Below are 26,735 nucleotides of genomic sequence, written 5' to 3'. Positions count from 1 at the left end.
CTTACCGCCCCCCGGTTGCCGGAAACGCCCCATTTGGGGGGGGCGGTAAGTGCAAGATCGCGGGGTCAGCGGGTGGTGGACTCCTTGCGGGCCTGGTCGGCCAGGTGGGCCGGCATGGGCTCGTGGCGGGCGAACTCGCGGCGGAACGTGCCGGTGCCGGCCGTCATCGAGCGCAGCTCGACGGCGTACCGCAGCAACTCGGTCGCGGGCACCTCGGCGCGGACCAGCGTCCGACCCTCGGCGTCCGGGTCCGGCTCGGTGCCGAGCACCCGGCCGCGCCGCCCGGACAGGTCGCCCATCACCGCGCCGACCGACGAGTCGGGCACCCGTACGGTGATCTCGTCGACCGGCTCCAGCAGTGCCGGCTGGCCCTTCTCGGCGGCCTCGCGCAGCGCCAGCGCGCCGGCGGTCTGGAACGCCGCGTCGGAGGAGTCGACGCTGTGCGCCTTGCCGTCGACCAGCGTGACCCGCAGGTCCACCACCGGGTAGCCGGCGACCAGACCGCGCTCCATCTGCGCCCGGACGCCCTTCTCCACCGACGGGATGTAGTTGTGCGGGACGGCGCCGCCGACCACCCGGTCGACGAACTCGAAGCCGGCGCCCCGGGGCAGCGGTTCCACCTCGATGTCGCAGACCGCGTACTGGCCGTGGCCGCCGGACTGCTTGACGTGCCGGCCGTGCCCGCGCGCGGCGGCGGTGAACGTCTCGCGCAGCGGCACCCGGACCGGCTCGGTGTCCAGCTCGACGCCGCCGCCGCGCAGCCGGTCGAGCACCACGTCGGCGTGTGCCTCGCCCATGCACCAGAGCACGAGCTGGTGGGTCTCCGGGTTGCGTTCGAGCCGTAGCGTCGGGTCGCCGGCGACCAGCCGGGACAGGTTGCGGGCCAGCGCGTCCTCGTCGGCCCGGCTGCGCGCCGTGATCGCCACCGGCAGCAGCGGCTCGGGCATCTCCCAGGGCGCGATCAGCAGCGGGTCGTCCTTGGCCGAGATGGTGTCGCCGGTCTCCGCGCTGCCCGACTTGGTGATCGCGCACAGGTCACCGGCGACGCAGGCGGCCACCTCGCGCAGCGTCGCGCCCAGCGGGCTGTAGACGTGGCCGACCCGCTCGTCGGCGTCGTGGTCCGGGTGGCCGCGCTCGGCCATGCCGTGACCCGACACGTGGATCACCTGGTCGGGGCGGAGCGTGCCGGAGAAGACGCGCACCAGCGAGACCCGCCCCACGTGCCTGTCGACTGTCGTCTTGACCACCTCGGCGACGAGCGGGCCGTCCGGGTCGCAGGTCAGCGGCGGGCGGGGCGAGCCGTCCACGCCGGTGACCGCGGGCAGGTCGTGCTCCAGCGGCGACGGGAACGCCGCGACCAGGCCGTCGAGCAGCGCGTCCAGGCCGACGCCGGTCTCCGCGCAGACCGGCACCACGGGGTAGAAGTGGCCGCGCGCGACGGCGGTCTCCAGGTCGGTGATGAGCACCTCGGCGTCGATCTCCTCGCCGCCGAGGTAGCGGTCCATCAGGGTCTCGTCCTCGCTCTCCGCGATGATCCCCTCGATCAGCTCGTCGCGGGACTCCTGGATGGCCGGCAGGTGCTGCGGGTCCGGTTCGCGCACCGCCGCCGGCAGCCCGTCGGAGTAGTCGTACACCCGGCGGGTGATCAGCCCCATCAGCCCGGCCACCGACTCGCCGTCGTCGCCGAGCATGGGCAGGTAGAGCGGGAGTACGTTGTCGCCGAAGACGCGCTGGCACAGCGCCACCGCCTCGTCGAAGTCGGCGCGCGGGTGGTCCAGCCGGGAGACCGCCACGGCCCGGGGCATGTCGACGGCGGCGCACTCCTCCCAGAGGGCGGCGGTGGCGGCGTCCATGCCGTCGACGGCGGAGACCACGAACAGCGCCGCGTCGGCGGCGCGCAGCCCGGCGCGCAGCTCGCCGACGAAGTCGCCGTACCCCGGGGTGTCCAGCAGGTTGACCTTGACGTCGCGGTGCGTCAGCGGGGCGCAGGCCAGGCTCACCGAGCGTTGCTGGCGTACGGCGGCGGGGTCGTGGTCGCAGACGGTGGTGCCCTCGGTGACGGCGCCGGCCCGGCCGATCGTGCCGCTGGCGGCCAGCAGCGCCTCGACGAGCGTCGTCTTTCCGGCACCGGAGTGCCCGACGAGCACCACGTTGCGAACCCTGCCGGGCTCGGTCACCACCGGCGCGCCGCCGGTGACACCCTTCTCGTTCTTCTGCGCCATCGCGGCGCACCTCCCTCAACCGGTGGTGGTGGCGACCGCCGCGGGCGACGGGGGAGCGGACCCGGGACGGGCGCCGCGGCGATATCTTCCGGTGATCTCCTGCTGGACGGGAACGCGGACCGGTGATCCGGTGAACTGGCTCACCTCCTGGCTCGATCTCACACCCGCGCGGGTGCCCGCACAAGGGCCGCCGGGCGGGTCGTACGCCCGGCTGTGTCCCCGGCGGTTGCGGGCCGTTATCGTGGGACCGCCATGGCGAAGATCTTCCAAGTGACGGCCCGCGCGGGCATGACCCGCGTCGTGGAGCCGGTCGCCCGCGCGCTGCTGCGTGCGGGCGTGTCCCCCAATGCGGTCACCGTGACCGGAACCGCCGGCGTGCTCGTCGGCGCGCTCGGCTTCGGCGCGCGCGGCCATCTGGTCGCCGGCGCGCTGATCGTCACGGTCTTCGCTCTCACCGACCTGCTCGACGGCACGATGGCGCGGATGAGCGGCGGGTCCACCCGGTTCGGGGCGTTCCTCGACTCGAGCATGGACCGGATCGCCGACAGTGCGGTGTTCGGCGCGGTCGCGTACTGGCTGGCCACCGAGCACGACTACTCGGGCGTGGCGGCGGCGCTGATCTGCCTGGCCGCCGGTGGTCTGGTCTCCTACGTCAAGGCCCGCGCCGAGGGGCTCGGGATGACCTGCAACGTGGGCATCGCCGAGCGCACCGAGCGGCTGCTCATCGTCGGCGTCGGCGGCCTGCTCACCGGCGTCGGCGTGCGTCCCGCGCTGGAGATCGCCCTCTGGCTGCTCGCCGCCGTCTCGATCTTCACCGTGGGGCAGCGGATGGCCCACGTGTACCGCCAGGCCCAGCGGGTCGGCGTCGAGTGAATCTCACCGAGGCGGGCTTCGTCGCGGGCTGGCGCCTGATCCGCGCGCTGCCCCGGCCCGTCGCGGCCGCGGCCTTCCGGGCGGGCGCCGACCGCGCCCACCGCAAGGACGGCGGGGGTACGCGTCGACTGCGCGCCAACCTGCGCCGGGTGGTCGGCCCGGAGCTGCCCGACGCGGAGCTGGACGTGCTGGTGCGCGAGGGCTTGCGCTCGTACGCCCGGTACTGGATGGAGGCGTTCCGGCTGCCTGGCCTGAGCCGGGCCGAGATCCTCGCCGGATTCCGCCTGGACGGGCAGGAACTGCTCGCCGCCGACGTGGCGGCCGGCCGGGGCGCCGTGGTGGCGCTGCCGCATGCCGGCAACTGGGACGCCGCGGGCGCCTGGGTGGCTGCTACCGGCTGGCCGATGACCACGGTGGCGGAGCGGCTCCCGGACGGCGTCTACGAGCGGTTCGTCGGGTTCCGGGAGGGGCTGGGGATGGAGATCCTGCCCAACCGCGGTGGCCCGCGTCCCGCGTTCGACGTGCTGGTGGACCGGCTGCGTGCCGGTTACGTGGTGCCCCTGCTCGCCGACCGGGACCTGTCCGCCCGGGGCGTGGAGGTGGACTTCTTCGGCGGCCGGACCCGGATGCCGGCCGGCCCGGCGCTGCTGGCCATCCGCACCGGCGCCCCGCTCTACGTGGCCTCGATGTGGTACGAACCGGACGCGGCGTGCGCGTCCATCGACGGCCCGCTGCCGCTGCCGGACCCGGACGGCGCCCCGCTCGACGAGCGGGTACGCGCGGTGACGCAGCGGATTGCCGACGGTCTGGCGGCGGGCATCGCCCGGCATCCGCAAGACTGGCACATGTTGCAGCGGATGTGGCTGGACCAGGACCGGGACGGTACGCCCACGTCGCCGCGGCCACCGGCCACCACCGGGACGGTCTAGGGGGGCGCAGTGCGTATCGGCATCGTGTGCCCGTACTCGTTCGACGTGCCGGGCGGCGTGCAGAACCACGTCATGGACCTGGCCGAGGCGCTGCTCGGGCTCGGCCACGAGGTGAGCGTCCTGGCGCCCGCCGACGAGGACTCGGCGCTGCCGCCGTACGTGGTGTCGGCCGGCCGGGCGGTGCCGCTGCCGTACAACGGGTCGGTGGCCCGGATCGCGTTCGGCCCGGTCTCCACCGCCCGGGTGCGGCGCTGGATCACCCGGGGCGACTTCGACGTGCTGCACGTGCACGAGCCGCTCACGCCGAGCCTGTCGATGCTGGCGGTGCTCTGCGCCCGCGGCCCGGTGGTGGCCACGTTCCACACCGCGATGACCCGTTCCCGGGTGCTGTCGGCCGCGCAGGGCGTGCTCCAGATCGTGCTGGAGCGGATCACCGCCCGGATCGCGGTCAGCGCCCTGGCCCGCAAGGTGCAGGTCGAGCACATGGACGGCGGCGCGGTGGAGATCCCGAACGGGGTGGCGGTGGCGAAGTTCGCCGGGGTGCCGCCGCTGCCGGGCTGGCCGGGGGAGTGCGCCCCGGGCACCGGCGGCACGCTCGGGTTCCTGGGCCGCTTCACCGAGCCGCGCAAGGGCTTCCCGATCCTGCGGGACGCGTTCGTCGCGTTGGCGCCGCACCGCCCCGGGCTGCGTCTGCTGGTCGCCGGGCCGGGTGACGCCGACGAGCTGTACGGGCGGTTCCCGGCCGGCCTGCGCGACCGGGTCACGTTCCTCGGCCTGGTCTCCGAGGCGGACAAGGCACGCATGCTGCGCAGCGTGCACCTCTACGTCGCACCGAACACCGGAGGGGAGTCCTTCGGGATGATCCTCACCGAGGCGCTGGCCGCCGGAACCACCGTGGTCGCCAGCGACCTGGACGCGTTCCGCCGGGTGCTCGACGGCGGACGGGCCGGGCGGCTGTTCCCGACCGGCGACGCGACCGCACTGGGCGCCGCGCTGTCCGAGCTGCTCGACGACGACGGACGCCGCGCCGGGCTGACCGCCTGCGGCGACCAGGTGGTGGCGAATTTCGACTGGCCCGTGGTTGCCCGCCGCGTTCTGGAGGTATACGCAGCCGCGATCGAGGCCACCGACGGCCGGGTCATGGACCAGGAGTGGGCGGGTCTGGGCTGACCGCTGTGGCCGCTGCGGCCGCTGTGACGAGCGCGTCTGCCGGTGCGAGCGCCGGCCGGCCGGGATGAGGAGCAGCACTACGATGCCGGGCATGTGGTGGGTGGTGGGCGCGGTCGCGGTGCTCGGGCTGCTCTCGGCGTACCTGATCTGGACCTCCGGCCGCGTGCAGCGGCTGCAGGTCCGCGCGGACTCGGCGGCCCGCGCGCTGGACGCGCACCTGCTGCGCCGCGCGGCCGCCGCCGCGGTCCTGGCCGAGCAGCGGTACGGCGTGGAGCTGTACGCCGCCGCCCGGATCGCGCTGGACGCCGCTCCGGAGGAGCGCGAGGCGGCCGAGAACGACCTGACCCGGCAGTTGCGCGGGGTGCGGCTGGACCCGGACGACCCGGCGTGCGCGGCGGTGATCGCGGCGAGCCGGCGGCTGGCGCTGGCCCGGCAGGTGCACACCGACCTGGTTCGGGACGCCCGCTCGGCGCGGGGGCGTCCGGTGGTACGGCTGTTCCGGATGGGGCGCGGCCGGGAGTGGCCGCGCTACTTCGACATCGACGACCCGACGCTGGCGTCGCACGCGGACGTGACCACCGGCTGATGCACCGGCCGTGACGGGGGCCACACGGCAGGCCACCGGGGGTTCGATTGGCGCTCGGACCGGCGTCGCGCCGGTCGTAGCATTCCTGCGCAGTCACCTCCCGAGCACGCCGAGGAGCGATGTCCCGTGTCTGAATCCGCAGCCCCGACCCCCGCCACCGCCGTCGGCACCGCCCGCGTCAAGCGCGGCATGGCCGAGATGCTCAAGGGCGGTGTGATCATGGACGTGGTCACCCCCGAGCAGGCGAAGATCGCCGAGGACGCCGGCGCTGTGGCCGTGATGGCCCTGGAGCGCGTACCGGCCGACATCCGCGCGCAGGGCGGCGTGTCCCGGATGAGCGACCCGGACATGATCGACGGCATCATCTCCGCCGTCTCGATCCCGGTGATGGCCAAGGCCCGTATCGGCCACTTCGTCGAGGCGCGGATCCTCCAGGCGCTCGGCGTCGACTACGTCGACGAGTCCGAGGTGCTGACCCCGGCCGACTACGCCAACCACATCGACAAGTGGGCGTTCACCGTGCCGTTCGTGTGCGGCGCGACGAACCTGGGCGAGGCGCTGCGCCGGATCACCGAGGGCGCCGCGATGATCCGCTCGAAGGGCGAGGCGGGCACCGGGGACGTCTCCAACGCCACCACCCACATGCGCAAGATCCGGCAGGAGATCCGCCGGCTCCAGTCGCTGCCCGACGACGAGCTGTACGTCGCGGCCAAGGAGCTGCAGGCCCCGTACGAGCTGGTCAAGGAGGTCGCCGAGCAGGGCAAGCTGCCGGTCGTGCTGTTCACCGCGGGCGGCATCGCGACCCCTGCGGACGCGGCCATGATGATGCAGCTCGGCGCCGAGGGCGTCTTCGTCGGCTCCGGCATCTTCAAGTCCGGCAACCCGGCCCAGCGGGCCGCCGCGATCGTCAAGGCGACCACGTTCCACGACGACCCGGACGTGCTCGCCAAGGTCTCCCGTGGGCTGGGCGAGGCGATGGTCGGCATCAACGTCGACGAGATCCCCCAGCCGCACCGCCTGGCCGAGCGCGGCTGGTGAGCGCGGCGTGACCGTACCGGTGATCGGCGTGCTCGCGCTTCAGGGCGACGTACGCGAGCACGTCGCGGCGCTGACCGGCGCGGGCGCCGACGCCCGGCCGGTGCGGCGGCCGGGCGAGCTGGACGCGGTCGACGGCCTGGTGGTGCCCGGCGGTGAGTCCACGACGATCAGCAAGCTGGTGGACGTCTTCGAGATGCGCGAGCCGATCGACAAGCGGATCGCCGCCGGCATGCCGGTCTACGGCTCCTGCGCCGGCCTGATCATGCTGGCTGCCGAGGTGCTGGACGGCCGCCCCGACCAGCGCGGCTTCGCCGGCGTCGACATGACGGTGCGGCGCAACGCGTTCGGCCGTCAGGTCGACTCGTTCGAGGCGCCGGTGGCGCTCACCGGCGTCGACGGGGGCCCGTTCCACGCCGTCTTCATCAGGGCGCCCTGGGTCGAGCGCGTCGGCCCGGACGTCGAGGTGCTCGGCCGGGTGACCGACGGCCCGGCCGCGGACCGGATCGTCGCGGTACGCCAGGGCAACCTGCTTGCCACCTCGTTCCACCCGGAGCTGACCGGCGACCTGCGGCTGCACCGGCACTTCGTGGAGCTGGTCCGGGCCGCCTCCTGAGCGGCCGGTCCGTCCCTGGTTGTACCGGTTCGGGTGGGCTGGGACGGGCCGGTGCCGTGCGGCGCGTGACAGTGACCCGCCCGCCGCCGGTAGGATTGCCGAGATTCGGCAGGGCCATCAGCCCGCCGCGGCTCCCAGCGAAGATCACAGCACCTCGACGTGCGCCGGTGGGGGAGCGGGGCGTGTGCGGTGCGGTCGATGCAGACGGCGGGTAGCAACGGAGGTAACAGATGTCCGGCCACTCAAAGTGGGCGACGACCAAGCACAAGAAGGCGGTCATCGACGCCAAGCGCGGCAAGATGTTCGCCAAGCTGATCAAGAACGTCGAGGTGGCCGCCCGTACCGGCGGCGGTGACCCGGCCGGTAACCCGACTCTCTACGACGCCATCCAGAAGGCGAAGAAGAACTCGGTCCCGAACGACAACATCGACCGCGCGGTCAAGCGCGGCTCCGGCCTGGAGGCCGGCGGCGCCGACTGGCAGACGATCATGTACGAGGGTTACGGCCCGAACGGCGTGGCGATGCTGATCGAGTGTCTCACCGACAACCGCAACCGTGCCGCCACCGAGGTGCGTACCGCGCTGACCCGCAACGGCGGCTCGCTGGCCGACGCGGGCTCGGTGTCGTACATGTTCTCCCGCAAGGGCGTGGTGATCGTCCCCAAGGCCGGCACCAGCGAGGACGACGTGATGATGGCCGTGCTCGACGCGGGCGCGGAGGAGGTCAACGACCTCGGCGAGGCGTACGAGGTGGTCTCCGAGCCGGGCGACCTGGTCGCGGTCCGCACCGCGCTGCAGGACGCCGGTATCGAGTACGAGTCGGCCGAGTCCTCCCTCATCCCCAGCGTGAACGTGCCGCTGGACGAGGAGGGTGCGCGCAAGATCTTCAAGCTGATCGACGTGCTGGAGGACTGCGACGACGTGCAGAACGTCTACGCCAACTTCGACGTCTCCGATGAGGTCATGGCCGCGGTCGGCTGAACCGCCCCGACGCGCGGAGCGCCGGCCACCCTCATCGGGTGGCCGGCGCTCACCGTCTCGCGGTCAGCCGATCGGCTCGCGTTGCCGCCACGCCGTCCGAACCGAGGTCCGGCCGTTGGTGCGCAGCAGCGAACCCTCGTAGATCCGCGCCCCGGCGAGCAGGAACCCGGCCGCCGCGAGCAGCAGCAGCGCCAGCGACACGAACGGCTCCCAGGGCGCCGCGTCGCCGGTGAACAGCCGTACCGGCATCGCGGTGGGCGAGGAGATCGGCAGGTACGACAGGATCCGCATCGCGGCGGCGTTGTCGTTGAGGAACACCACGGCGAAGAACGGCGCCATCACCGCGAGCTGCACCGGCGTGGACGCCCCGGCGATGTCCTCCTGCCGGTTCACCAGCGCCCCGGCGGCCGCCCACATGGCCGCCAGCAGCAGGAAGCCACACAGGAAGAACGGTACGAACCAGCCGATCGCGGGCGCGATCAGGCCCAGCAGGTCACCGCCGTCGGTGAGGCGCATGCCGATCAGCGCGACTGCCGCGATCAGGGTGATCTGCCCGAGCGCCAGCGCGCCCGCGGCGAGGATCTTGCCGGCCAGCAGCGCCCGGGCCGGCACGGCGGCGACCAGGATCTCCACGATCCGGGTCTGCTTCTCCTCGGTGACGCTCTGCGCGATCTGCAACCCGAACGTCTGGGACATGAAGAAGAAGACGAACGCGAACGCGAACGGCACCAGGTAGGCGACGAGCGGGTCCACCGCGTCCGGGTCCAGCAGCTTCACCTGCGGAGCCGCGCTGAGCGCGGAGACCACGTCGTCCGGGGCCCGCTCGTCGGCGACCACGACCGGGCCGGTCACCACCGCGGCGTCCGCGTCGCCGTCGCGTACCGCCTGTTCGGCGGCGCCGTCGTCGGCGACGAGCATGACGTCCAGCCCGGCCGCGCGCAGCGGTTCGGCGCCGGCCGCGGTCACCGCCACAGTGGATGGACCGCTGCTCATCAGCGCCGGCACGACGGTGGCGACGACGGCGAGCAGCAGGAAGATCAGCGTGCTGTAGAGGAACGTCTTGTCGCGGACCTTGACCTTGATCTCGCGGGCCGCGACCAGCCGGGTGGCCTGGAACGTGTTCACTGGTTGACCTCTCGGAAGATCTCGGCGAGGGACGGGGTGACCGGGCCGAACGCGCGCACCGGGCCGCGGTCCAGCGCCGCGCGCAGCACCGACTGGTCGTCGGCGGGCGGGTCCACCTCGAACACGGCGCGCGCGCCGTCGAGGTCGACCAGCCGCACGCCGGGCTGGTCGCGCAGCCAGCCAGCGTCGCCGTCCACCACGAGCGAGAACCGGGGCAGCGTGTACGCGGCGCGCAGCTCCTCGCGCGGGCCCGCGGCCCGGATGGTGCCGTCCGCGATGAGCACCAGGTCGTCGCAGAGCCGCTCCACCACGTCGAGCTGGTGACTGGAGAACAGCACCGGCGCGCCGGCGGCGGCCCGTTCCCGCAGCACGGCCACCACCATGTCGACGGCGAGCGGGTCGAGCCCGGAGAACGGCTCGTCCAGGATCAGCACCTCCGGGTCGTGCACCAGCGCCGCGGCGATCTGCGCGCGCTGCTGGTTGCCCAGCGACAGCGTCTCCAGCAGGTCGTCGGCCCGCTCGCCGAGACCGACGCGCTCCAGCAGCGCGTCGGTACGCCGGCGCGCCCCGGCGGCGTCCAGCCCGTACAGGCGGCCGAGGTGGACCACCTGCTCGCGGGGCGTCATCTTCGGGTAGAGGCCGCGTTCCTCCGGCATGTAGCCGAACCGGGCCCGGGCCTCGCGGGTGAGCGGCTGTCCCCGCCACGTCACCTGCCCCGCGTCCGGGGCGAGCACGCCGAGGACGATCCGCATGGTGGTGGTCTTGCCGGCGCCGTTGCCGCCGACGAATCCGGTCATGCGCCCGGCGGTCACGTCGAAGGAGACGTCTTTGAGCACCTGACGGCCGCCGAAGCTGCGGTCGACGCCGTCGAGGCGGAGCACGCTGGTCATGATCCCGACGCTACGGCCGGCCGTCGCTCCCGTCGTCCCACCACGGAGCGATCATCGGGTCCGTCGCGCGGCGGACGGGCCTCATCCGCCGGGCCGGACCACCCCGTGCTCGTACGCGAACACCACCGCCTGCACCCGGTCGCGCAGCCCGAGCTTGGCCAGTACGCGGCTGACGTGGGTCTTCACCGTCGCCTCGCCGACGTGCAGCACGTCCGCGATCTCGGCGTTGCTGGCCCCGCGCGCGACCAGTTCCAGCACCTCCCGCTCGCGCGGCGTCAGGTCCGCGGTGGCCGCGTCGTGCCGCGGGTCCGGCGGGACCGCGCCGGGCCGGGCGAACGTGGAGATCACCCGCCGGGTGAGCGCCGGCGCGATGAGTCCCTCGCCGCGCGCCACCACCCGGACCGCCTCGATCAGGTCCTCCGGGGTGCCGTTCTTCAGCAGGAAGCCGCTCGCCCCGGCGCGCAGCGCGGCGAACAGGTAGTCGTCGTGGTCGAACGTGGTGAGGATCAGCACCGCCGGGCCGCCCGGTGTCGCGTCGGCGGTGATCCGGCGGGTGGCCTCCAGCCCGTCGAGCACCGGCATCTCCACGTCCATCAGCACCACGTCGGGACGCAGCGCGGCCGCCATCGACACGGCACGCTGCCCGTCGGCGGCCTCGCCGACCACCTCGATGTCGTCCTCGACCTCCAGGATGACCCGGAAACCGGTCCGGACCAGGTGCTGGTCGTCGACGAGCAGCACCCGCACCGGGGCGGTCACGCCGCCCGCCCGGTGGCCTCGACCGGCAGCGGCATGCGGGCCCGGACCCGGAACCCGCCGCCGGGGCGTGGTCCGGCCTCCACCTCACCGCCGTGCGCGGCGACCCGCTCCCGCATGCCGATCAGGCCGAGCCCGGCCCCGGCGGCCGGTACGGCGCCGTGTCCGTCGTCGCTCACGTCGATCTCCAGGTCCCTCGCCAGATAGCGGATCCGCACGTCCAGCGTGGTGGCGTGGGCGTGCTTGACCACATTCGTCACGGCCTCCTGCACGATCCGGTACGCCGCCTGCGACACCGAGCGCGGCAGCGGCACCGGTTCCCCGTACACGCCGACGTCGGCTCGGAGCCCGGTCTCCCGGGCCCGGTCGACGAGCGCGGCGACCTGGTCGATGCCGGCGGTGTCCTCCGGCGCGGTGGCCGTGCCGGCAGCGGCGTCCGGGTCGCGCAGCACGCCGAGCATCCGGCGCAGCTCGTCGACGGAGGTGCGGGCCGTCTCCTCGATCGCGGCCAGGGCGGTACGCGCTTTGTCCCGGTCCCTGTCGAACACGCGCCGGCACGCGGCGGCCTGCACGCCCATCACCGACACGTGGTGGGCGACCACGTCGTGCAGTTCGCGGGCGATGCGGACCCGCTCGCCCATCACCGCGCGCTCGCGCGCCTCGACCTGCGAGCGGCGCAGCTGCTCGGCTTGCTCGTGCAGTGCGTGCCGGCGGCGCGCGGCCACCCAGGCGGTCTGCCCGGAGTAGTAGGCGAACCCGAAGAACAGCACGTTGTAGAGCACGCCGTTCACGACGGCGGCGAGCACCGGCGGCACCGGGCCGGCGGCGTCGGCGAAGGAGGCGGCGGTGATCTGGTCGGCCCGCAGCGCGAGGGACAGCGCGAGCCAGCCGAACATCGCCACGATGATGCCGGCCCGCAGCCGCCCGGCCAGCCGCCGGTCGGTGCCCCACGCGCCGAGCGTGAAGAGGGCGGCGAACAGCGCGCCCGACGGGAGCTGGGCGAGCGGGACCGCCCGCGCCTGCCCCGCGACGAAGGCGATCGAGACGAGCACGGCGACGGTGGCGGGCCACCGCCGCCGTACGGCCAGCGGGGCGGTCACCGCCACGGTCCACCAGATCTGCTCGGCGACGCTCGGCGGTGGCCCGAGCAGGAAGGCCCCGGTGCTGTGCGCCAGCGTCAGCTCGAACAGGGCCAGCACGGTGACCGCGAGCCCGACCCAGAGGTCGGCGCGCAGCTGCGCGGCTGTGGGAGCCGGCCGGCGCCAGGCGGTGGTGGGTGCGGTGCTCACCGTACGACCATGCCACCGCTGCCGCCGATGCGGTGCCCGGGGCGTAAACGGGTGGGCCGGATGACAGTGCCGACGTAGCCTGCCGGGGTGTTCGTGCCCGATCTGCCGTTACGTACCGAGCGCCTGCTGCTGCGCGCCTTCACCGCCGAGGACCTCGCCGTGGTCCGGGACTACCGGGGCCGCCCGGAGGTGACCCGCTACCTCTACCACGAGCCGTACGACGACGTCGCCGCCCGCGCCGCGATCGACCGGCTGGTCCGGCGGACCGCGCTGCGCGCCCCCGGCGACGTGCTCAACCTGGCGGTGACGCTGGCGGACACCGGGCAGTTCCTCGGCGACGTGCTGCTGAGCTGGACCAGCGGGGAGCACCGGCAGGGCGAGATCGGGTACGTGGCGCATCCCGCGCACACCGGCCGCGGGTACGTCACCGAGGCGGCCCGGGAGCTGCTGCGGATCGGCTTCGACGGGCTCGGGCTGCACCGGATCGTCGGGCGGCTCGACGCGCGCAACACCGCCTCGGCCCGGGTGCTGGAACGGCTGGGCATGCGCCGGGAGGCGCACCTGCGGGAGAACGAGTTCGTCAAGGGGGAGTGGACCGACGAGGTGGTCTACGCGCTGCTGGCCCGGGAGTGGCGGCCGGCGGCCTGACTGTCCGCGTACCCGGAAGGCCCGGCACGCCCACGACGGGGCGTGCCGGGCCGTTCGGGGCTCAGGCGGCGCGGCGGGCCTTGACCGCGCTGTCGACCACGTCCCAGATCGCGACCAGCACGACCACCGCGCCCGCCACCCGGGCGAACTCGACGGTCCCGCCGTCCCGCAGCCAGGCGAACCGCTCGACCAGCTCCGGGTTGAGCAGCCGGTCGGTGGCCAGCAGCCAGAGCACCGGGGCGGCGAACGCCACGTTGAGCACCGCGTTGACCGCCACCAGCGGCCAGGTCCACCGCCCCGACCGGTACTTGGCGATCTCCAGGCCGACGGTGGCCAGCAGCACCACGATCAGGGCCGGCAGCCAGAAGCTCCAGAGCGCCGGGTCGAGCGCCGGCAGCCGGGTGCCGTCGTCGGTGGTCCAGCGCTGGAAGTGCTGGCCGATCAGGAGGCCGATGGTGGCGAGCAGGAACACCACGGAGGCGATGCTGTCGGAGTGGCTGATCTGCCGTTCCCGGGTCTCCTCGGGGAGCTGGTCGACGGTCCACTCGGGCAGGCCGAGCGGGGTCCGGGTGCGCTCCAGTACGGCGAACACCAGCGTGACCCAGAACGCGATCTGCACCGCGGTCTGCATCGCGGCCACGACCGCCGTGCCGATCGCCGCGCCCGGCTCGCCGTCGACGAGCGCCTTCGTGACGCCGGAGAGCACGCCGACGATCGCCGGGATCCAGGTGAGCAGCAGACGCAGCAGCCGCCACCAGGTCAGGAAGTACCGCGGGCCGATGAGCTGCAGCGTGCGGTCGCTGTAGCCGGCCGCGAGCTTCTCCGGGTTGCCCAGCTCGGTGAGCACCTCGCGCTCGGCGGAGGCGTGGTCCTGCCCGCCCGAGGTCCGGTCGTCGATCATGTCGGCGATGGAGCCGCGCAGTTCCTCGGCGAGTTCCAGGCGGCGTTGCGCGGGCACGGCCCGCATGGTGGCGGCGACGTAACGGTCGGTCAGGGAACTCATCGTTCCGCTCCTTCGATCAGTTCGGTGACGGACGTCCGCACCGCGGTCATGTCATCGAGCAGGCGGTTCAGGACGGACTCGCCGTCGTCGCTGGTCCGGTAGAACTTGCGCGGCCGGCTCTCCTCGGTGTTCCACTCGCTGGTCAGCAGGCCCTGGTCCTCCAGCCGGCGCAGCAGCGGGTAGAGCGTGTTGGCGTCGACGGCGAAGCCGTGCGCGGCCAGCCGTTGCAGCAGGGCGTATCCGTAGTCGGGGCGGCGCAGGGCGACCAGGCTGGCCACCACGACAGTGCCGCGTCGTAGCTCCTGGAGGTGGGTCCGGAGGACCTCTTCGCTGACCATGTGCAACACGATACTGTGTGTCACACACCATTGCAATGGAGAAGAACATCGCGTGCCGCACACCGGTCGGTCGGAGAGACCCGGACCACCCTCGGTGTGGACGGTGGAGCCCGCGAGATCACCTCGGTAGGGTGGGTCGGTCGACTCCGACGCAGCTTGATCCACAACCCGGGGGGCGCCACGCATGGGCGATTCGTTCGCGCATCTGCACGTACACACCGAGTACTCGATGCTCGACGGGGCGGCCCGGCTCAAGGACCTCTTCGCCGAGGCGGCGCGGCTCGGCATGCCGGCGGTGGCGATCACCGACCACGGCAACATGCACGGCGCGAACGACTTCTACAAGCAGGCCATGGACGCCGGGGTCAAGCCCATCCTCGGCGTCGAGGCGTACGTCGCGCCGGAGTCGCGCTTCCACAAGGCCCGGGTCAAGTGGGGGCGCCCCGAGCAGAAGAGCGACGACGTCTCCGGTAACGGCGCGATCACCCACATGACCATGTGGGCGGCCAACCGCGACGGCCTGCACAACCTGTTCAAGCTCAACTCCCGCGCCTCGATGGAGGGCCACTACGTGAAGTGGCCCCGGATGGACATGGAGCTGATCGCCGAGCACGCCGAGGGCATCATGGCCACCACCGGCTGCCCGTCCGGCGCGGTGCAGACCCGGCTGCGGCTGGGCCAGTTCGACGAGGCGCTCAAGGTCGCCGCCGCGTACCAGGACATCTTCGGCAAGGACAACTACTTCCTGGAGATCATGGACCACGGCCTCGACATCGAGCGCCGGGTCCGCGACGGGCTCACCGAGATCGCCCGCAAGCTCGACATCCCGCCGGTGGTCACGAACGACTCGCACTACACGCACGAGGCGCAGGCCGAGGCGCACGACGTGCTGCTCTGCGTCCAGACCGGCAGCAACGTGGCCGACCCGAACCGGTTCCGGTTCGAGGGCGGCGGCTACTTCGTCAAGTCCGCCGACCAGATGCGCGCCGTCGACTCCTCCGAACTGTGGCAGCAGGGCTGCCGCAACACGCTGCTGGTGGCCGAGAAGGTCGACCCGGCCGGCATGTTCACCTTCCACAACCTGATGCCGCGGTTCCCGATCCCCGAGGGCGAGACCGAGGAGTCCTGGTTCCGCAAGGAGACCTTCGCGGGGCTCAAGCGCCGCTTCCCGAACGGCATCCCCGAGGGCCACGTCGTCCAGGCCGAGTACGAGCTGGGCGTCATCATCCAGATGGGCTTCCCGTCGTACTTCCTCGTGGTCGCCGACTTCATCCAGTGGGCCAAGAGCCAGGGCATCGCGGTCGGCCCGGGGCGTGGCTCGGCGGCCGGCTCGCTGGTGGCGTACGCGCTGGGCATCACCGACCTCGACCCGATCCCGCACGGCCTGATCTTCGAGCGGTTCCTCAACCCCGAGCGCGTCTCCATGCCGGATGTCGACATCGACTTCGACGAGCGCCGGCGCGGTGAGGTCATCAAGTACGTGACCGACAAGTGGGGCGAGGACAAGGTCGCGCAGATCGCCACGTTCGGCACGATCAAGGCGAAGGCCGCGATCAAGGACTCGGCCCGCGTGCTCGGCTTCCCGTACGCGGTCGGCGACCGGATCACCAAGGCCATGCCCCCGGCAGTGATGGGCAAGGACATCCCGCTGTCCGGCATCTTCGACCCGAAGCACCCCCGCTACGCCGAGGCGGGCGAGATCCGCGGCCTCTACGAGTCCGACCCGGACGTCAAGAAGGTCATCGAGACCGCCAAGGGCATCGAGGGCCTGATCCGGCAGACCGGTGTGCACGCCGCCGGCGTCATCATGTCCGCCGAGCCGATCATCGAGCACATCCCGCTGATGCGGCGCGACTCCGACGGCGTCATCATCACGCAGTTCGACTACCCGACCTGCGAGTCGCTCGGGCTGCTGAAGATGGACTTCCTCGGCCTGCGCAATCTGACGATCATCGACGACGCGGTGAAGAACATCCAGCTCAACCACGGCCGGGAGCTGGACCTGCTCGGCCTGCCGCTTGATGACAAGCCGGCGTACGAGCTGCTGGCCCGCGGTGACACGCTCGGCGTGTTCCAGCTCGACGGCGGGCCGATGCGCTCGCTGCTGCGGCTGATGAAGCCGGACAACTTCGAGGACATCTCCGCCGTTCTGGCGCTCTACCGGCCCGGCCCGATGGGCGTGGACTCGCACACCAACTACGCGCTGCGCAAGAACGGGCTCCAGGAGATCACCCCGATCCACCCGGAGCTGGAGGAGCCGCTACGCGAGATCCTCGCGCCCACGTACGGCCTGATCGTCTACCAGGAGCAGGTGCAGCGCGCCGCGCAGATCCTCGCCGGCTACACGCTCGGCCAGGCCGACCTGCTGCGCCGGGCGATGGGCAAGAAGAAGAAGGAGATCCTCGACAAGGAGTTCATCCCGTTCCGGGACGGCTGCCGCGAGCGCGGCTACTCCGACGAGGCCATCCAGGCCGTGTGGGACGTGCTGGTGCCGTTCGCCGGCTACGCGTTCAACAAGGCCCACTCCGCCGCGTACGGCCTGGTCTCCTACTGGACCGCGTACCTCAAGGCGCACTACCCGGCCGAGTACATGGCCGCCTTGCTCACCTCCGTCGGTGACGACAAGGACAAGATGGCCATGTACCTGTCCGAGTGCCGCCGGATGCGCATCCAGGTGCTCCCGCCGGACGTCAACACCTCGGCCGGGCCGTTCACGCCGGTCGGCAAGGAGATCCGCTTCGGTCTCGGCGCGGTACGCAACGTCGGCGCGAACGTGGTCGCCTCGATCATGCGGTGCCGCGAGGAGAAGGGCGACTACGCCGACTTCTACGACTTCCTGTCCAAGGTCGACGCCGTGGTCTGCAACAAGAAGACGATCGAATCGCTGATCAAGGCGGGGGCGTTCGACGTGCTCGGCCACCCGCGCAAGGGCCTGCTCGCCGTGCACGCCGACGCCATCGACGCGTACGCCGACGTCAAGCGCAAGGAGGCGGTCGGCCAGTACGACCTGTTCGGCGCCGGCTTCGGCGAGGCGGAGACCGGCGGCACCACCACTGTCATGCCGGTCATCGGCGAGGGGGAGTGGGACAAGCGCGACAAGCTCGCGTTCGAGCGCGAGATGCTCGGCCTGTACGTCTCCGACCACCCGCTGTTCGGCCTGGAACACGTGCTCGGTGCCGCCGCCGACACCACCATCGCCGCGCTGTCCGAGGAGGGCACGGTGCCCGACGGTGCGGTGGTGACCCTGGCCGGCATCCTCTCCGGCGTGCAGCGCCGGGTCACCAAGCAGGGCCGGGCCTGGGCGTCGGCCACCCTCGAAGACCTCGCCGGCGGCGTGGAGACGCTGTTCTTCCCGAACACGTACGAGGTGATCGGGCAGTACATCGCCGAGGACGCCATCGTGGTGGTCAAGGGCCGGGTGGACCGGCGTGACGACACCCCGCGCATCATGGCGATGGACATGTCCATGCCGGACGTCACCAGCAACCCGGCGAACAAGCCGGTCACGCTGACCATCCCGGTGCACCGCTGCACGCCGCCGCTCGTGGAACGGCTCAAGGAGACGCTCGTGCTGCACCCCGGCGACACCGAGGTGCACGTCAAGCTGCTCAACGGCGGCAAGGTCACCACGCTGCGCCTCGGCCCGTTCCGGGTCGCGCCCACCACCGCGCTGATGGGTGACCTGAAGAGCGTGCTCGGCCCGGCCAACGTGAGCTGACCGGGCCGGGCGCGCCGGCGCGGAGAGCTAGACGCGGGTCACGCGGATGGCGTCGGCGATCACGTACCCGGTACTGCCGGACCACCTGCTGACGCCCACCTTGTTGGTGTCCCCGGCGGCCAGGGTGAAGGTGCCCAGCGAGCGCCACGTACCGCCGTTGGCGCTCTGGTTCACCGCTACCGTCTGGTTGCCGCTGGTGGTCGCGACGATGTACGGCGTGCTCGTGTTGTATCCGGCGACGGCGGGATACCAGACCTCCACCCGGTAGGTGGCGGTCGCCGGGATGTTCACCTTGTACCAGGCCGTGTCGCTGGCCGCGACGGGGTTGGCGTACCGGTAGTCGGCGCCGTAGCGCTGCGCCGAGTACGTCGAGGTGCCCCAGTTGGCGCTCGCGGTGAACCGGCCGGCGGTGGTGTTGTCCACGATCGTCGACCAGGCTGTCGGCGGCGGCGTGGTGCCGCCGGTCACGAGCTGCATGTAGTAGGTCCAGTTCCAGTTCGAACCCGGGTCGGTGTGCGTGGCGCCCGGCACCTGGTTGTGCCCGATGATGTTGGTGCGGGTCTTCGGGATGCCGTACTTGTCGCACAGGTACCGGGTCAGCGCCGCCGACGACCGGTACATCGCGTCGGTGTACCAGGAGGCGTTGTCGACGTAGCCCTCGTGCTCGATGCCGATCGACTGGGTGTTGTAGGTCCAGTTGCCGGCGTGCCAGGCGATGTCCTTGTCCCGCACCATCTGGGTCACCGCGCCGTCTGAGGAGCGGAGCAGGTAGTGCGCGCTGGTGCCGGCGGCGGCGTTCTGGAACCAGCTGATCGAGCCGGCGTAGCTGCCCTGCATGGTGTGGATGACGATGTAGTTGATCGGGTACGCCGACTCGCGGCTGGAGACCGTGTAGTTGGACGAGTTGGCCGGCACCCAGGCCGCCGGGCCGTAGTCGGTGCTCAGGGTGCCGAAGTCGCCGGTGCCCAGCGGCGCCACCGCGGCGTACCGGCCCCGCTGCGGCGCGACCGGACGGCCGTCCACGCTGACCTCGCCGCCGGCGGTGGTCGCGATGAAGCCCCGGGCGAGCAGCTCGTACACGGAGTCCGCGTACAGCCGGGCGGTGGCCGCGTCCGTCGAGCCGCCGTAGCGGGCGATCGGGCCGTACCACTGATTGACGTCGTCGCGCTGTGCCGCGGTGAGCCCGGCCTCGTCGGCGTAGGAGCGCAGCACCGCCGCCGCGCCGGCCACGTTCGCCGCGTCCCGGGTACGCAGGTCGGCGCGGTCCAGCCGGGTCCGGCGCGCGGCCTCGTCGAGGGTCCGCACCTTCGGGTTGCTGGTCAGGTGCATCACGCCGTATCCGCCGGAGGCGCTGGGCTCGCCGCCGTGGCCGTCCAGGCGGGTTTCTGCGTAGCCGAGCGCGGCGAGTACGTCACGCGGCACGTCGGAGCCGGCGGCGGCCCGGTCGAAGGCCGCGGCGAGCGGCTGCGCGTCATGCTGGGGCGCGGCCTGGGCCGGCTGGCCGGTCAGGCCGATCACGATGATCAGGGCGCCGCCGAGCAGGTGGCTCACCCGACGCGAGGGTCTCCGAATCGTCACAGGCACTCCTCGTCCACTACACGGGGCGACGGGCTCACGTCGCCGGTTCGCCGCACCCTATAGCGTGACGTTCGTCTATGTCGATACCTTGCATCGACATACTCTCTGCTGAAGACTTCCTTCAGATGTGGAGCTGCCCCCGTACCGTCGCGGTGTTGCCCGGCGGGCCACGGCCGGGCAACATCGGGCGGATGCCGCCCACCGACCTGCTGCGCGTCCGTGACCTGGTGCCCGACTTCCTGGCCTGCGCCGAGCGGTTCACGCCGCCGGAACCGTGGCCCTCCCGGTATCTGGCCGGTCATCCGGACGTGGTCCGGGCGCTGCGCCGCGACGGCGACTGGTCCGACGCCGCGGGCGTGGCCGCCACCCTGGACGGGCTCCGCGACCGCGCCGCGGAGCTGGCGGCACGAGCCGAGACGGTACGCGCGCTGCTGCCCGGCGGCGTCGCGGCGGTGGCGGACGCGCTCGGCTGGTCCGGCGACGGCGGGCCGGTCGAGTGCGTGGTGCTGGTCGGGCTGAACCAGGCCAACGGCTGGGCCGGCGAGCTGAACGGCAGGTACGCGCTCTTCCTCGCCGTGGAACAGCTCGGGCCGCCGGAGGACGTCGAGCTGCTGGTGCGGCACGAGGCCGCGCACGTGGTGCACGACCGCGGCGCCGCGATCCGCGACTGGCCCGAGTACGGGGTGGCGAACGCGCTGTTCACCGAAGGGCTCGCCACCCAGGTCACGACGGAACTGGACCCCGGCCGGCCGGACGAGGAGTACCTCTGGTTCGGCCGCCCCGGCCACCGCCCCTGGCTCGACGAGTGCCGCCGCCGGTGGCCGGAGATCCTGCGCCGGGTCCGCGCCGACCTCGACGCCACCGACGCCGCGCATCACGCCCCGTACTTCCTGATGCGGGACTCACTGCTGGCCGGCGACCTGCCCAAGCGGTGCGGCTACCTGGTGGGCCTGACCGCGGTACGACGCCTGCGCCGCCGTCACTCCCTCCAGGAGCTAACCACCTGGCCCCTGCCCCGCGTCCGCGCAGAGATCGCCGCCGCCCTGCCCGGCCTCCCCCCACCACCCTGACCCCCACCCCTCCGCCCCACCTCACCTCCCCCCACCCGCCCCGGCGATCATGAAGTTAGCGGCGGACAAATCGGACCGCAGGCACCGCCAACTTCATGATCGGCGGGGCGGTGCGGTGGCGCGGACACCCGCGCCCCGGGCCGCGCCGCGCCCCCCTGCTCCCCGCTGCGCGATCTTGCAGTTTCGGCCCTGCGATTCGGGGTTTTGCACCATTTGCCGGGGCAGAAAGTGCAAGATCGCCGGGGCCGGGGTGGGCCACGGGGGTGGGATTGGCGGTGTCGGGGTGGGGGCGGGGGTGGCTAGCGTCGGTGGCATGGAGCTGGAGCAGGCGCAGAAGTTGTGGCAGCCGGAACCGGGCTGGTTGAACACCGCCACCTACGGGCTGCCGCCCGAGCCGGTGTGGGACGCCGTGCAGCAGGTGCTCGCCGACTGGCGGACCGGGCGGGTGTCGTTCGAGGTGTGGGACGAGTCGGTGGACCGGTCCCGGGCCGCGTTCGCCCGGCTGACCGGTGTGGACGTCGCCGACGTGAGCATCGGTTCCGCCGTGTCGCAGCTGGTCGCGCCGATCGCGGCGAGCCTGCCGGAGGGCGCGACGGTCGTGGTGCCCGAGAGCGAGTTCACCTCGATCCTGTTCCCCTGGCTGGTGCAGCGGGAGCGGGGCGTGCGGGTCCGCACCGTGCCGCTGGCCGGCCTGGTCGACGCGATCGACGCCGACACCGACCTGGTGGCGTTCAGCGTGGTGCAGTCCGCCGACGGCACCGTCACCCCGTACGACGAGATCGTCGCGGCGGCCCGGGCGCACGACGCCGTCGTGGTGGTCGACGCCACGCAGGCGTGCGGGTGGCTGCCGTTCGCCGCGGACCGCGCGGACGCGGTGGTGGTGGGGGCGTACAAGTGGTTGATGGCGCCGCGCGGCTCGGCGTTCGCCTACCTGGCGCCGGAGCTGCGCGAGCGGATCCGCCCGGACGCGGCCGGGTGGTACGCCGGCCAGGACCCGCACGCCTCCTACTACGGGACGCCGCTGCGCCTGGCCGAGGACGCCCGGCGGTTCGACATCTCCCCGTCCTGGCTGTGTTACGTCGGGGCGGCGCCGGCGCTGGAGCTGCTCGCCGACCTCGACCCGGAGGCGGTGCGCGCGTACGACGTGGGGCTGGCCAACAGGTTCCTCGCCGGGCTGGGCCGGCCGCCGGGCGACAGCGCGATCGTCAGCGTGGACGTGCCGGACGCGCAGGAGCGGCTGGCCCGCGCCGGGGTGCGCGCGGCGGTACGGGCGGGCCGGGTCCGCGCCTCGTTCCACCTCTACACGACCGAGGAGGACGTGGACCGGGCGGTCGAGGCGCTGACCGGCTGACCGCTCCGCTCAGGCCAGGTGGCCGCCGATCTTCGTGTAGCCGCGCAGCAGGTCCCGGGAGATGATCAGCCGCTGCATCTCGTCGGTGCCCTCGAAGATCCGGTACAGCCGGACCTGCCGGTACCAGCGTTCGATCGGCAGTTCCCGGGTGTAGCCCATGCCGCCGTGGATCTGCAGCACCCGGTCCACCACCCGGTTGACCATGCCCGCGCCGTAGAGCTTGCCCATCGAGGAGGCGTGCCGGGGGTCGAGGCCCGCATCGACGGTCCAGGCCGAGCGCAGGATCAGCCAGCGGGCCGCCTCCAGTTCGGTCTCCGAGTCGGCGATCATCCACTGGATGGCCTGGTTGGTGGCGATCGGCGCGCCGAACGTCTCGCGCGTGTTGGCGTGGTCGATCGCCATCTGCAGGGCACGCTCGGCGATGCCGACGGCGTGCGACGGGATGGTGTAGCGGCCCTTGCCGATCCACTCCATGCCGAGCGTGAAGCCCTGCCCGATCTCGCCGAGGATGTTGCGGTGCGGCACCCGTACGCCGTCGAAGATCAGCGAGGCCGGTCCGCCCTCGCCCATGGTCTGGATGAACTCCGAGCGCCAGCCCATCGCGCGGTCCACCAGGAACGCGGTCGCGCCGCCGCGGCGGGCGCCCTTCTCCGGGTCGGTCACCGCGACCACGATGGCGAAGTCGGCGTCGTTGCCGTTGGTGATGAACGTCTTCTCGCCGTCGAGGACCCAGTCGTCGCCGTCGCGGCGGGCGCGCAGCTTGATGTTCGCCGCGTCCGAGCCCGCGCCGGGCTCGGTGATGGCGAAGCAGGAGATCCGTTCCCCCTCGATGGTGGGGATCAGGAACTCGCGCTTCTGCTCCTCGGTGGCGTGGAACAGGATGTTGTCGGCCTCGCCGCCGAAGCGGAACGGCACGAAGCTGCGGCCCAGTTCGGTCCAGATCAGCGACTGCATGACCGCCGGCAGGGCCATGCCGCCGTACTCCTCCGGCGTGGCCAGCCCCCAGAAGCCGAACTTCTTCGCCTTGAGCTGGAGTTCGCGCAGCTCGGAGCGGTCCAGGCCGGGCTGGTGGGCGCGCTCGCGGCGCAGCACCTCCGCCTCCAGCGGCATCACCTCGCGGGTGACGAACGTGCGAACGGTGTCCCGGATCGCGCGTTCCTCGTCGGACAGTGCGAAGTCCACGGTGCCCCCTCAGGTCGACTGGCTCTAAACTAGCGCTGGAAGTTTTCCCGCGTCCAGACCCCGGGCCGAAAGGAGGATGATGACCAGGTGCCCCGACCCCGACAGGCCCTGCTCACCCGCGACCGGATCGTCGAGACCGCGCTGGCGCTGATCGACGCCGACGGGCTGGACGCGCTCTCGACCCGGCGGCTCGCCGCCGCGCTCGGCGTCCGCGGCCCTTCGCTCTACAACCACTTCGCCACCAAGGAGGAGATCCTCGACGCGGTGGCCGACGGCGTCGCGGCAACGGTCGACATCACCGTCTTCGACGAGTGCGAGTGGCTCGACGCGCTCGGCCGCTGGGCGCGCTCGTACCGGGCCGCGCTGGCGGCGCACCCGAACATCGTGCCGTACCTGGCGCAGGGGCCGGGCCGCCGTCCGGCGGCGCTCGCCATGGCCGACGCGGTCTACGGCGCGCTGGTCCGGGCCGGCTGGCCGCCCGCGCGGGCCACCCACATCGGCGCCGCGATGCGCTACTTCGTGGCCGGGTCCGCGCTCGGCTCGTTCGCCCGCGGTTTCGTCGAGGACCCCTCGCTGTACGCCGCGCACCCGCACCTCAGCCAGGCGCACCGGCTCGCCGGCCACCAGCGCAGCGTGGACGAGGGCGCCTTCGCGCTCGGCCTGGACGCGCTGCTGCACGGACTCGCCGCCGAGTACGCCGCCACCGTCGCCCCGCTGGAACGGGTCGGCGGTCCGGAGTAGCGTCGAAACTCCCACCGCTAGTTTCCACCACCCCCGAAGGACGACATGGATCTCGCCGACGCCCCTCCCGCCCTGCTGACGCGCCGCCACCTGCACATCGCCGGTGACTGGGTCGACCCCTCCTCGGGCGACACCGTCCCGGTGGAGAACCCGGCCACCGGCGGCATCGTCGGCGAGGTGCCCGCCGGCACACCGGCCGACGTGGACCGCGCGGTCGCCGCCGCCCGCGCCGCGTTCCCCGGCTGGGCCGACACCGCACCCGCCGAGCGCGCCGCGCACCTGGACCGGCTGCACACCGCGCTCGCCGCCCGCGCCGACGAGATCGCCCGCACCGTGGCGACCGAGCTGGGCACCCCGCTCAAGCTCGCCACCCGCGTCCAGACCGGCCTGCCGCTGACAGTGCTGCGGAGCATGGTCGACCTGGCCGCCCGCCCGGCCACCGAGCACACGGTCGGCAACTCCCTCGTCGTCCGGGAGCCGGTCGGCGTGGTCGGGGCGATCACCCCGTGGAACTACCCGTTGCACCAGGTGGTCGCCAAGGTCGCGCCCGCGCTCGCCGCCGGGTGCACGGTGGTGCTCAAGCCCAGCGAGCTGACCCCGCTCACCGCGTACCTGCTGTTCGACGCGATCACCGACGCCGGCCTGCCGCCCGGCGTGGTGAACCTCGTGCCCGGCACCGGCCCGGTGGTCGGCGAGGCGCTCGCCGCGCACCCCGGCGTCGACCTGGTCTCGTTCACCGGCTCCACCGCCACCGGCCGGCGCATCGCGCACCTGGCTGCCGAGCGGATCGCCCGGGTGTCGCTGGAACTCGGCGGCAAGTCGGCGAACGTCGTCCTGGCCGACGCCGACCTGCCCACCGCGGTCAAGGTCGGCGTCGGCAACGCGCTGCTCAACTCCGGGCAGACCTGCACCGCCTGGACCCGGATGCTCGTGCACCGCGACCGCTACGCCGAGGCGCTGGACCTGGTCGCGGCGGCGGTGGCCGGCTACCGGCTCGGCGACCCCTTCGACCCGGCCACCCGGCTCGGCCCGCTGGCCTCCGCCGCGCAGGCCCAGCGGGTACGCGACCACGTGGACCGCGCGCTCGCCGACGGCGCCCGGCTCGTCGCCGGCGGCCCGGACGCGCCACTACCGCCCCGGGGTCACTTCGTGGCGCCCACCGTCTTCGCCGACGTGCACCCGGACAGCGCGCTCGCCCAGGAGGAGGTGTTCGGTCCGGTGCTCGCGGTCATCCCGTTCGCCGACACCGACGAGGCGGTCGCCATCGCCAACAACTCCCGGTACGGGCTGGCCGGCGCGGTCTGGTCCGCCGACTCCGACGCGGCGCTGGCGGTGGCCCGGCGGATGCGTACCGGCCAGGTGGACGTCAACGGCGGCGCGTTCAACCCGCTCGCCCCGTTCGGCGGCTACAAGCAGTCCGGCCTCGGCCGGGAGCTGGGCGCGTACGGCGTGGAGGAGTTCACCGAGCTGAAGGCGATCCAGCGATGAGGGCGCTCGTGGTACGCGGCCGGGGCGAGACACCGGCGGTCGAGGACGTACGCCTGCCCGCGCCCGGTCCGGGTGAGCTGCGGGTCCGCATCCGCGCCGCCGGCATCTGCCACTCCGACCTGGCGATGGTGGACGGCACGCTGGCGCCCGCGTATCCGCTGGTGCTCGGGCACGAGGCGACCGGCGTGGTGGCCGAGGCCGGGCCCGGCACCACTATCGCGGTCGGCACACCCGTGGTGCTGAACTGGGCGCCCGCCTGCCGGGAGTGCTGGCACTGCCGGCACGGCGAGCCGTGGCTCTGCGCCGCGAACCCCAACCCGTCCACGCCGCGGGGCGAGACGGCCGCCGGTGAGCCGCTGGAGGTCACACTCGGGCTCGGCGCGCTCGCCGAGGAGGTGGTGGTGCCGCAGCGCGCCGCCGTACCGGTGCCCGCCGGACTGCCACCGGAGCAGGCCGCGGTGCTGGGCTGCGCGGTGCTCACCGGCGTCGGTGCGGTCCGCAACACTGCGCGGGTCGCGCCCGGCGAGTCGGTCGCGGTGATCGGGCTCGGCGGGGTGGGCCTGGCCGTGCTGACCGCCGCGCGGCGGGCCGGCGCGTCGCCGATCCTCGCCGTGGACGTGGTGGAGGCCAAGCGGGATCTGGCACTCGCCGCCGGGGCCACCGACTTCCTGCGCTCCGACGACCGGCTGGGCAAGGAGATCCGGGCCCGCACCGACGGGCGTGGCGTGGACCACGCGTTCGAGTGCGTCGGGCGGTCCGCCACCATCCGCGCCGCCTGGCGGGCGACGCGGCGCGGGGGAGCGGTCACCGTGGTCGGCATGGGCGCCCGCGACGACATGCTCAGCCTCTCCGCGCTGGACATCTTCCACTCCGCGCGCACGCTGCGCTCCTCGGTGTACGGCTCGACCGACCCGGACCGGGAGGTGCCGGAACTGGCCGCCGCGCTCGCCGCCGGTGACCTGGACCTGGGCCCGCTGGTGAGCGGCACGGTGCCGCTGACCGAGGCACCAGCGGCGCTGGAACGGCTGGCCCGCGGCGAGGGTGCCCGCTGGGTGGTCACGTTCCCCGAATGACCCCTCCGGTACGGCGGTGGCCGTGGTGCGGGCGGGCGGCGGCGCCCCCCACGTGACGCGGAGCGACGCTACGC

Annotated in this window: 23 protein-coding genes; 14 read left to right on the top strand and 9 right to left on the bottom strand. The window is 72.9% G+C overall.

Annotation, left to right across the window (positions count from 1 at the left end; translation table 11 throughout):
- Positions 1-65: 65 nt before the first annotated feature.
- Positions 66-2,222 carry an elongation factor G-like protein EF-G2 gene (locus IRY44_RS26520; protein WP_194802931.1) on the bottom strand — a complete coding sequence of 719 codons (2,157 nt, stop codon included), beginning with the start codon at positions 2,220-2,222 and terminating at the stop codon, positions 66-68.
- 252 nt (positions 2,223-2,474) lie between these two features.
- Here IRY44_RS26520 and pgsA point away from each other — a divergent pair, with 252 nt between their 5' ends.
- The 7 genes from pgsA to IRY44_RS26485 all read left to right on the top strand — a co-directional run bounded on the left by pgsA (position 2,475) and on the right by IRY44_RS26485 (position 8,411).
- Positions 2,475-3,095 carry a phosphatidylinositol phosphate synthase gene (pgsA, locus tag IRY44_RS26515; protein WP_194802930.1) on the top strand — a complete coding sequence of 207 codons (621 nt, stop codon included), beginning with the start codon at positions 2,475-2,477 and terminating at the stop codon, positions 3,093-3,095.
- Positions 3,092-4,024 carry a phosphatidylinositol mannoside acyltransferase gene (locus tag IRY44_RS26510; protein WP_194802929.1) on the top strand — a complete coding sequence of 311 codons (933 nt, stop codon included), beginning with the start codon at positions 3,092-3,094 and terminating at the stop codon, positions 4,022-4,024. The genes pgsA and IRY44_RS26510 overlap by 4 nt, the downstream gene beginning before the upstream one ends.
- A 9-nt stretch (positions 4,025-4,033) precedes the next feature.
- Complete coding sequence (locus IRY44_RS26505) at positions 4,034-5,194, top strand: glycosyltransferase family 4 protein (protein WP_194802928.1); 1,161 nt, start codon at positions 4,034-4,036, stop codon at positions 5,192-5,194.
- A gap of 82 nt (positions 5,195-5,276) precedes the next feature.
- Positions 5,277-5,780, top strand: a complete 504-nt coding sequence (locus tag IRY44_RS26500) for a hypothetical protein (protein ID WP_120570569.1) — start codon at positions 5,277-5,279, stop codon at positions 5,778-5,780.
- Positions 5,781-5,906: 126 nt separating this feature from the next.
- Positions 5,907-6,818 (top strand): pyridoxal 5'-phosphate synthase lyase subunit PdxS, encoded by a 912-nt coding sequence (pdxS, locus tag IRY44_RS26495; protein WP_194802927.1) that lies wholly within the window; start codon positions 5,907-5,909, stop codon positions 6,816-6,818.
- 7 nt (positions 6,819-6,825) lie between these two features.
- Positions 6,826-7,431, top strand: a complete 606-nt coding sequence (pdxT, locus tag IRY44_RS26490; RefSeq protein ID WP_194802926.1) for a pyridoxal 5'-phosphate synthase glutaminase subunit PdxT — start codon at positions 6,826-6,828, stop codon at positions 7,429-7,431.
- A gap of 230 nt (positions 7,432-7,661) precedes the next feature.
- Positions 7,662-8,411, top strand: coding sequence for a YebC/PmpR family DNA-binding transcriptional regulator (locus tag IRY44_RS26485; RefSeq protein ID WP_013285436.1), 750 nt, complete (start codon positions 7,662-7,664; stop codon positions 8,409-8,411).
- A 63-nt stretch (positions 8,412-8,474) separates the two neighbouring features.
- Here IRY44_RS26485 and IRY44_RS26480 read toward each other — a convergent pair whose 3' ends face one another.
- From IRY44_RS26480 to IRY44_RS26465, 4 genes are all read right to left on the bottom strand, one after another.
- Positions 8,475-9,536: an ABC transporter permease gene (locus tag IRY44_RS26480; RefSeq protein ID WP_194802925.1), complete on the bottom strand. Its 1,062-nt coding sequence runs from the start codon at positions 9,534-9,536 to the stop codon at positions 8,475-8,477.
- Complete coding sequence (locus IRY44_RS26475) at positions 9,533-10,426, bottom strand: ABC transporter ATP-binding protein (protein ID WP_194802924.1); 894 nt, start codon at positions 10,424-10,426, stop codon at positions 9,533-9,535. Before IRY44_RS26475 ends, IRY44_RS26480 begins: the two co-directional genes overlap by 4 nt.
- A gap of 81 nt (positions 10,427-10,507) precedes the next feature.
- The gene (locus tag IRY44_RS26470) at positions 10,508-11,185 is read right to left on the bottom strand and encodes a response regulator transcription factor (RefSeq protein ID WP_194802923.1); all 678 of its coding nucleotides are present in this window, start codon (positions 11,183-11,185) and stop codon (positions 10,508-10,510) included.
- The gene (locus IRY44_RS26465; protein WP_194802922.1) at positions 11,182-12,471 is read right to left on the bottom strand and encodes a sensor histidine kinase; all 1,290 of its coding nucleotides are present in this window, start codon (positions 12,469-12,471) and stop codon (positions 11,182-11,184) included. The genes IRY44_RS26470 and IRY44_RS26465 overlap by 4 nt, the downstream gene beginning before the upstream one ends.
- An 87-nt stretch (positions 12,472-12,558) precedes the next feature.
- On the opposite strand from IRY44_RS26465, the gene IRY44_RS26460 reads away from it, so the two are divergent.
- Positions 12,559-13,119, top strand: coding sequence for a GNAT family N-acetyltransferase (locus IRY44_RS26460; protein ID WP_194802921.1), 561 nt, complete (start codon positions 12,559-12,561; stop codon positions 13,117-13,119).
- A gap of 61 nt (positions 13,120-13,180) precedes the next feature.
- Here the strand turns inward: IRY44_RS26460 and IRY44_RS26455 are convergent, their stop codons facing one another.
- Positions 13,181-14,122, bottom strand: coding sequence for a permease prefix domain 1-containing protein (locus IRY44_RS26455; RefSeq protein ID WP_194802920.1), 942 nt, complete (start codon positions 14,120-14,122; stop codon positions 13,181-13,183).
- Positions 14,119-14,460 (bottom strand): PadR family transcriptional regulator, encoded by a 342-nt coding sequence (locus IRY44_RS26450; protein WP_194802919.1) that lies wholly within the window; start codon positions 14,458-14,460, stop codon positions 14,119-14,121. The genes IRY44_RS26455 and IRY44_RS26450 overlap by 4 nt, the downstream gene beginning before the upstream one ends.
- A gap of 184 nt (positions 14,461-14,644) precedes the next feature.
- On the opposite strand from IRY44_RS26450, the gene dnaE reads away from it, so the two are divergent.
- A complete protein-coding gene (gene dnaE, locus IRY44_RS26445) occupies positions 14,645-18,178 on the top strand; it encodes a DNA polymerase III subunit alpha (RefSeq protein ID WP_194802918.1) in 3,534 nt (1,177 codons plus the stop codon).
- Positions 18,179-18,205: 27 nt separating this feature from the next.
- On the opposite strand, the gene IRY44_RS31395 is transcribed toward dnaE, so the two are convergent.
- Positions 18,206-19,156 (bottom strand): N-acetylmuramoyl-L-alanine amidase, encoded by a 951-nt coding sequence (locus IRY44_RS31395; RefSeq protein WP_370585020.1) that lies wholly within the window; start codon positions 19,154-19,156, stop codon positions 18,206-18,208.
- A 791-nt stretch (positions 19,157-19,947) separates the two neighbouring features.
- Here IRY44_RS31395 and IRY44_RS26435 point away from each other — a divergent pair.
- Both IRY44_RS26435 and IRY44_RS26430 read left to right on the top strand, forming a co-directional pair.
- Positions 19,948-20,826: a DUF2268 domain-containing putative Zn-dependent protease gene (locus IRY44_RS26435; protein ID WP_194802916.1), complete on the top strand. Its 879-nt coding sequence runs from the start codon at positions 19,948-19,950 to the stop codon at positions 20,824-20,826.
- Between the two features lie 313 nt (positions 20,827-21,139).
- Complete coding sequence (locus tag IRY44_RS26430; protein WP_194802915.1) at positions 21,140-22,177, top strand: aminotransferase class V-fold PLP-dependent enzyme; 1,038 nt, start codon at positions 21,140-21,142, stop codon at positions 22,175-22,177.
- A gap of 9 nt (positions 22,178-22,186) precedes the next feature.
- On the opposite strand, the gene IRY44_RS26425 is transcribed toward IRY44_RS26430, so the two are convergent.
- Positions 22,187-23,359, bottom strand: coding sequence for an acyl-CoA dehydrogenase family protein (locus IRY44_RS26425; RefSeq protein WP_194802914.1), 1,173 nt, complete (start codon positions 23,357-23,359; stop codon positions 22,187-22,189).
- A gap of 87 nt (positions 23,360-23,446) precedes the next feature.
- Between IRY44_RS26425 and IRY44_RS26420 the strand changes: the two genes are divergently transcribed.
- From IRY44_RS26420 to IRY44_RS26410, 3 genes are read left to right on the top strand one after another with little or no spacing between them, the layout of a single operon-like run.
- Entirely contained in the window at positions 23,447-24,100 is a 654-nt protein-coding gene (locus tag IRY44_RS26420; RefSeq protein WP_194802913.1) for a TetR/AcrR family transcriptional regulator, read from the top strand.
- A 45-nt stretch (positions 24,101-24,145) separates the two neighbouring features.
- Positions 24,146-25,588 carry an aldehyde dehydrogenase family protein gene (locus IRY44_RS26415; protein WP_194802912.1) on the top strand — a complete coding sequence of 481 codons (1,443 nt, stop codon included), beginning with the start codon at positions 24,146-24,148 and terminating at the stop codon, positions 25,586-25,588.
- The gene (locus IRY44_RS26410; RefSeq protein ID WP_194802911.1) at positions 25,585-26,661 is read left to right on the top strand and encodes a zinc-binding dehydrogenase; all 1,077 of its coding nucleotides are present in this window, start codon (positions 25,585-25,587) and stop codon (positions 26,659-26,661) included. The genes IRY44_RS26415 and IRY44_RS26410 overlap by 4 nt, the downstream gene beginning before the upstream one ends.
- The last annotated feature ends 74 nt before the right edge of the window (positions 26,662-26,735 follow it).

Source organism: Micromonospora sp. ANENR4 (assembly GCF_015354395.1).
In the GTDB taxonomy this organism is placed as follows: domain Bacteria; phylum Actinomycetota; class Actinomycetes; order Mycobacteriales; family Micromonosporaceae; genus Micromonospora; species Micromonospora aurantiaca.
Note: the sequence above shows the minus strand (reverse complement) of the source record. Positions and strands in the feature narration are given on the sequence as shown.

What these genes read in the sequence shown, in the direction of transcription:
- IRY44_RS26455 (WP_194802920.1), bottom strand. Translation starts at nt 14,122, where the DNA reads ATGAGTTCCCTGACCGACCGTTACGTCGCCGCCACCATGCGGGCCGTG.
- IRY44_RS26475 (WP_194802924.1), bottom strand. Translation starts at nt 10,426, where the DNA reads ATGACCAGCGTGCTCCGCCTCGACGGCGTCGACCGCAGCTTCGGCGGC.
- IRY44_RS26450 (WP_194802919.1), bottom strand. Translation starts at nt 14,460, where the DNA reads ATGGTCAGCGAAGAGGTCCTCCGGACCCACCTCCAGGAGCTACGACGC.
- IRY44_RS26485 (WP_013285436.1), top strand. Translation starts at nt 7,662, where the DNA reads ATGTCCGGCCACTCAAAGTGGGCGACGACCAAGCACAAGAAGGCGGTC.
- IRY44_RS26520 (WP_194802931.1), bottom strand. Translation starts at nt 2,222, where the DNA reads ATGGCGCAGAAGAACGAGAAGGGTGTCACCGGCGGCGCGCCGGTGGTG.
- IRY44_RS26500 (WP_120570569.1), top strand. Translation starts at nt 5,277, where the DNA reads ATGCCGGGCATGTGGTGGGTGGTGGGCGCGGTCGCGGTGCTCGGGCTG.
- pgsA (WP_194802930.1), top strand. Translation starts at nt 2,475, where the DNA reads ATGGCGAAGATCTTCCAAGTGACGGCCCGCGCGGGCATGACCCGCGTC.
- IRY44_RS26415 (WP_194802912.1), top strand. Translation starts at nt 24,146, where the DNA reads ATGGATCTCGCCGACGCCCCTCCCGCCCTGCTGACGCGCCGCCACCTG.
- IRY44_RS26430 (WP_194802915.1), top strand. Translation starts at nt 21,140, where the DNA reads ATGGAGCTGGAGCAGGCGCAGAAGTTGTGGCAGCCGGAACCGGGCTGG.
- dnaE (WP_194802918.1), top strand. Translation starts at nt 14,645, where the DNA reads ATGGGCGATTCGTTCGCGCATCTGCACGTACACACCGAGTACTCGATG.
- IRY44_RS26410 (WP_194802911.1), top strand. Translation starts at nt 25,585, where the DNA reads ATGAGGGCGCTCGTGGTACGCGGCCGGGGCGAGACACCGGCGGTCGAG.
- IRY44_RS26435 (WP_194802916.1), top strand. Translation starts at nt 19,948, where the DNA reads ATGCCGCCCACCGACCTGCTGCGCGTCCGTGACCTGGTGCCCGACTTC.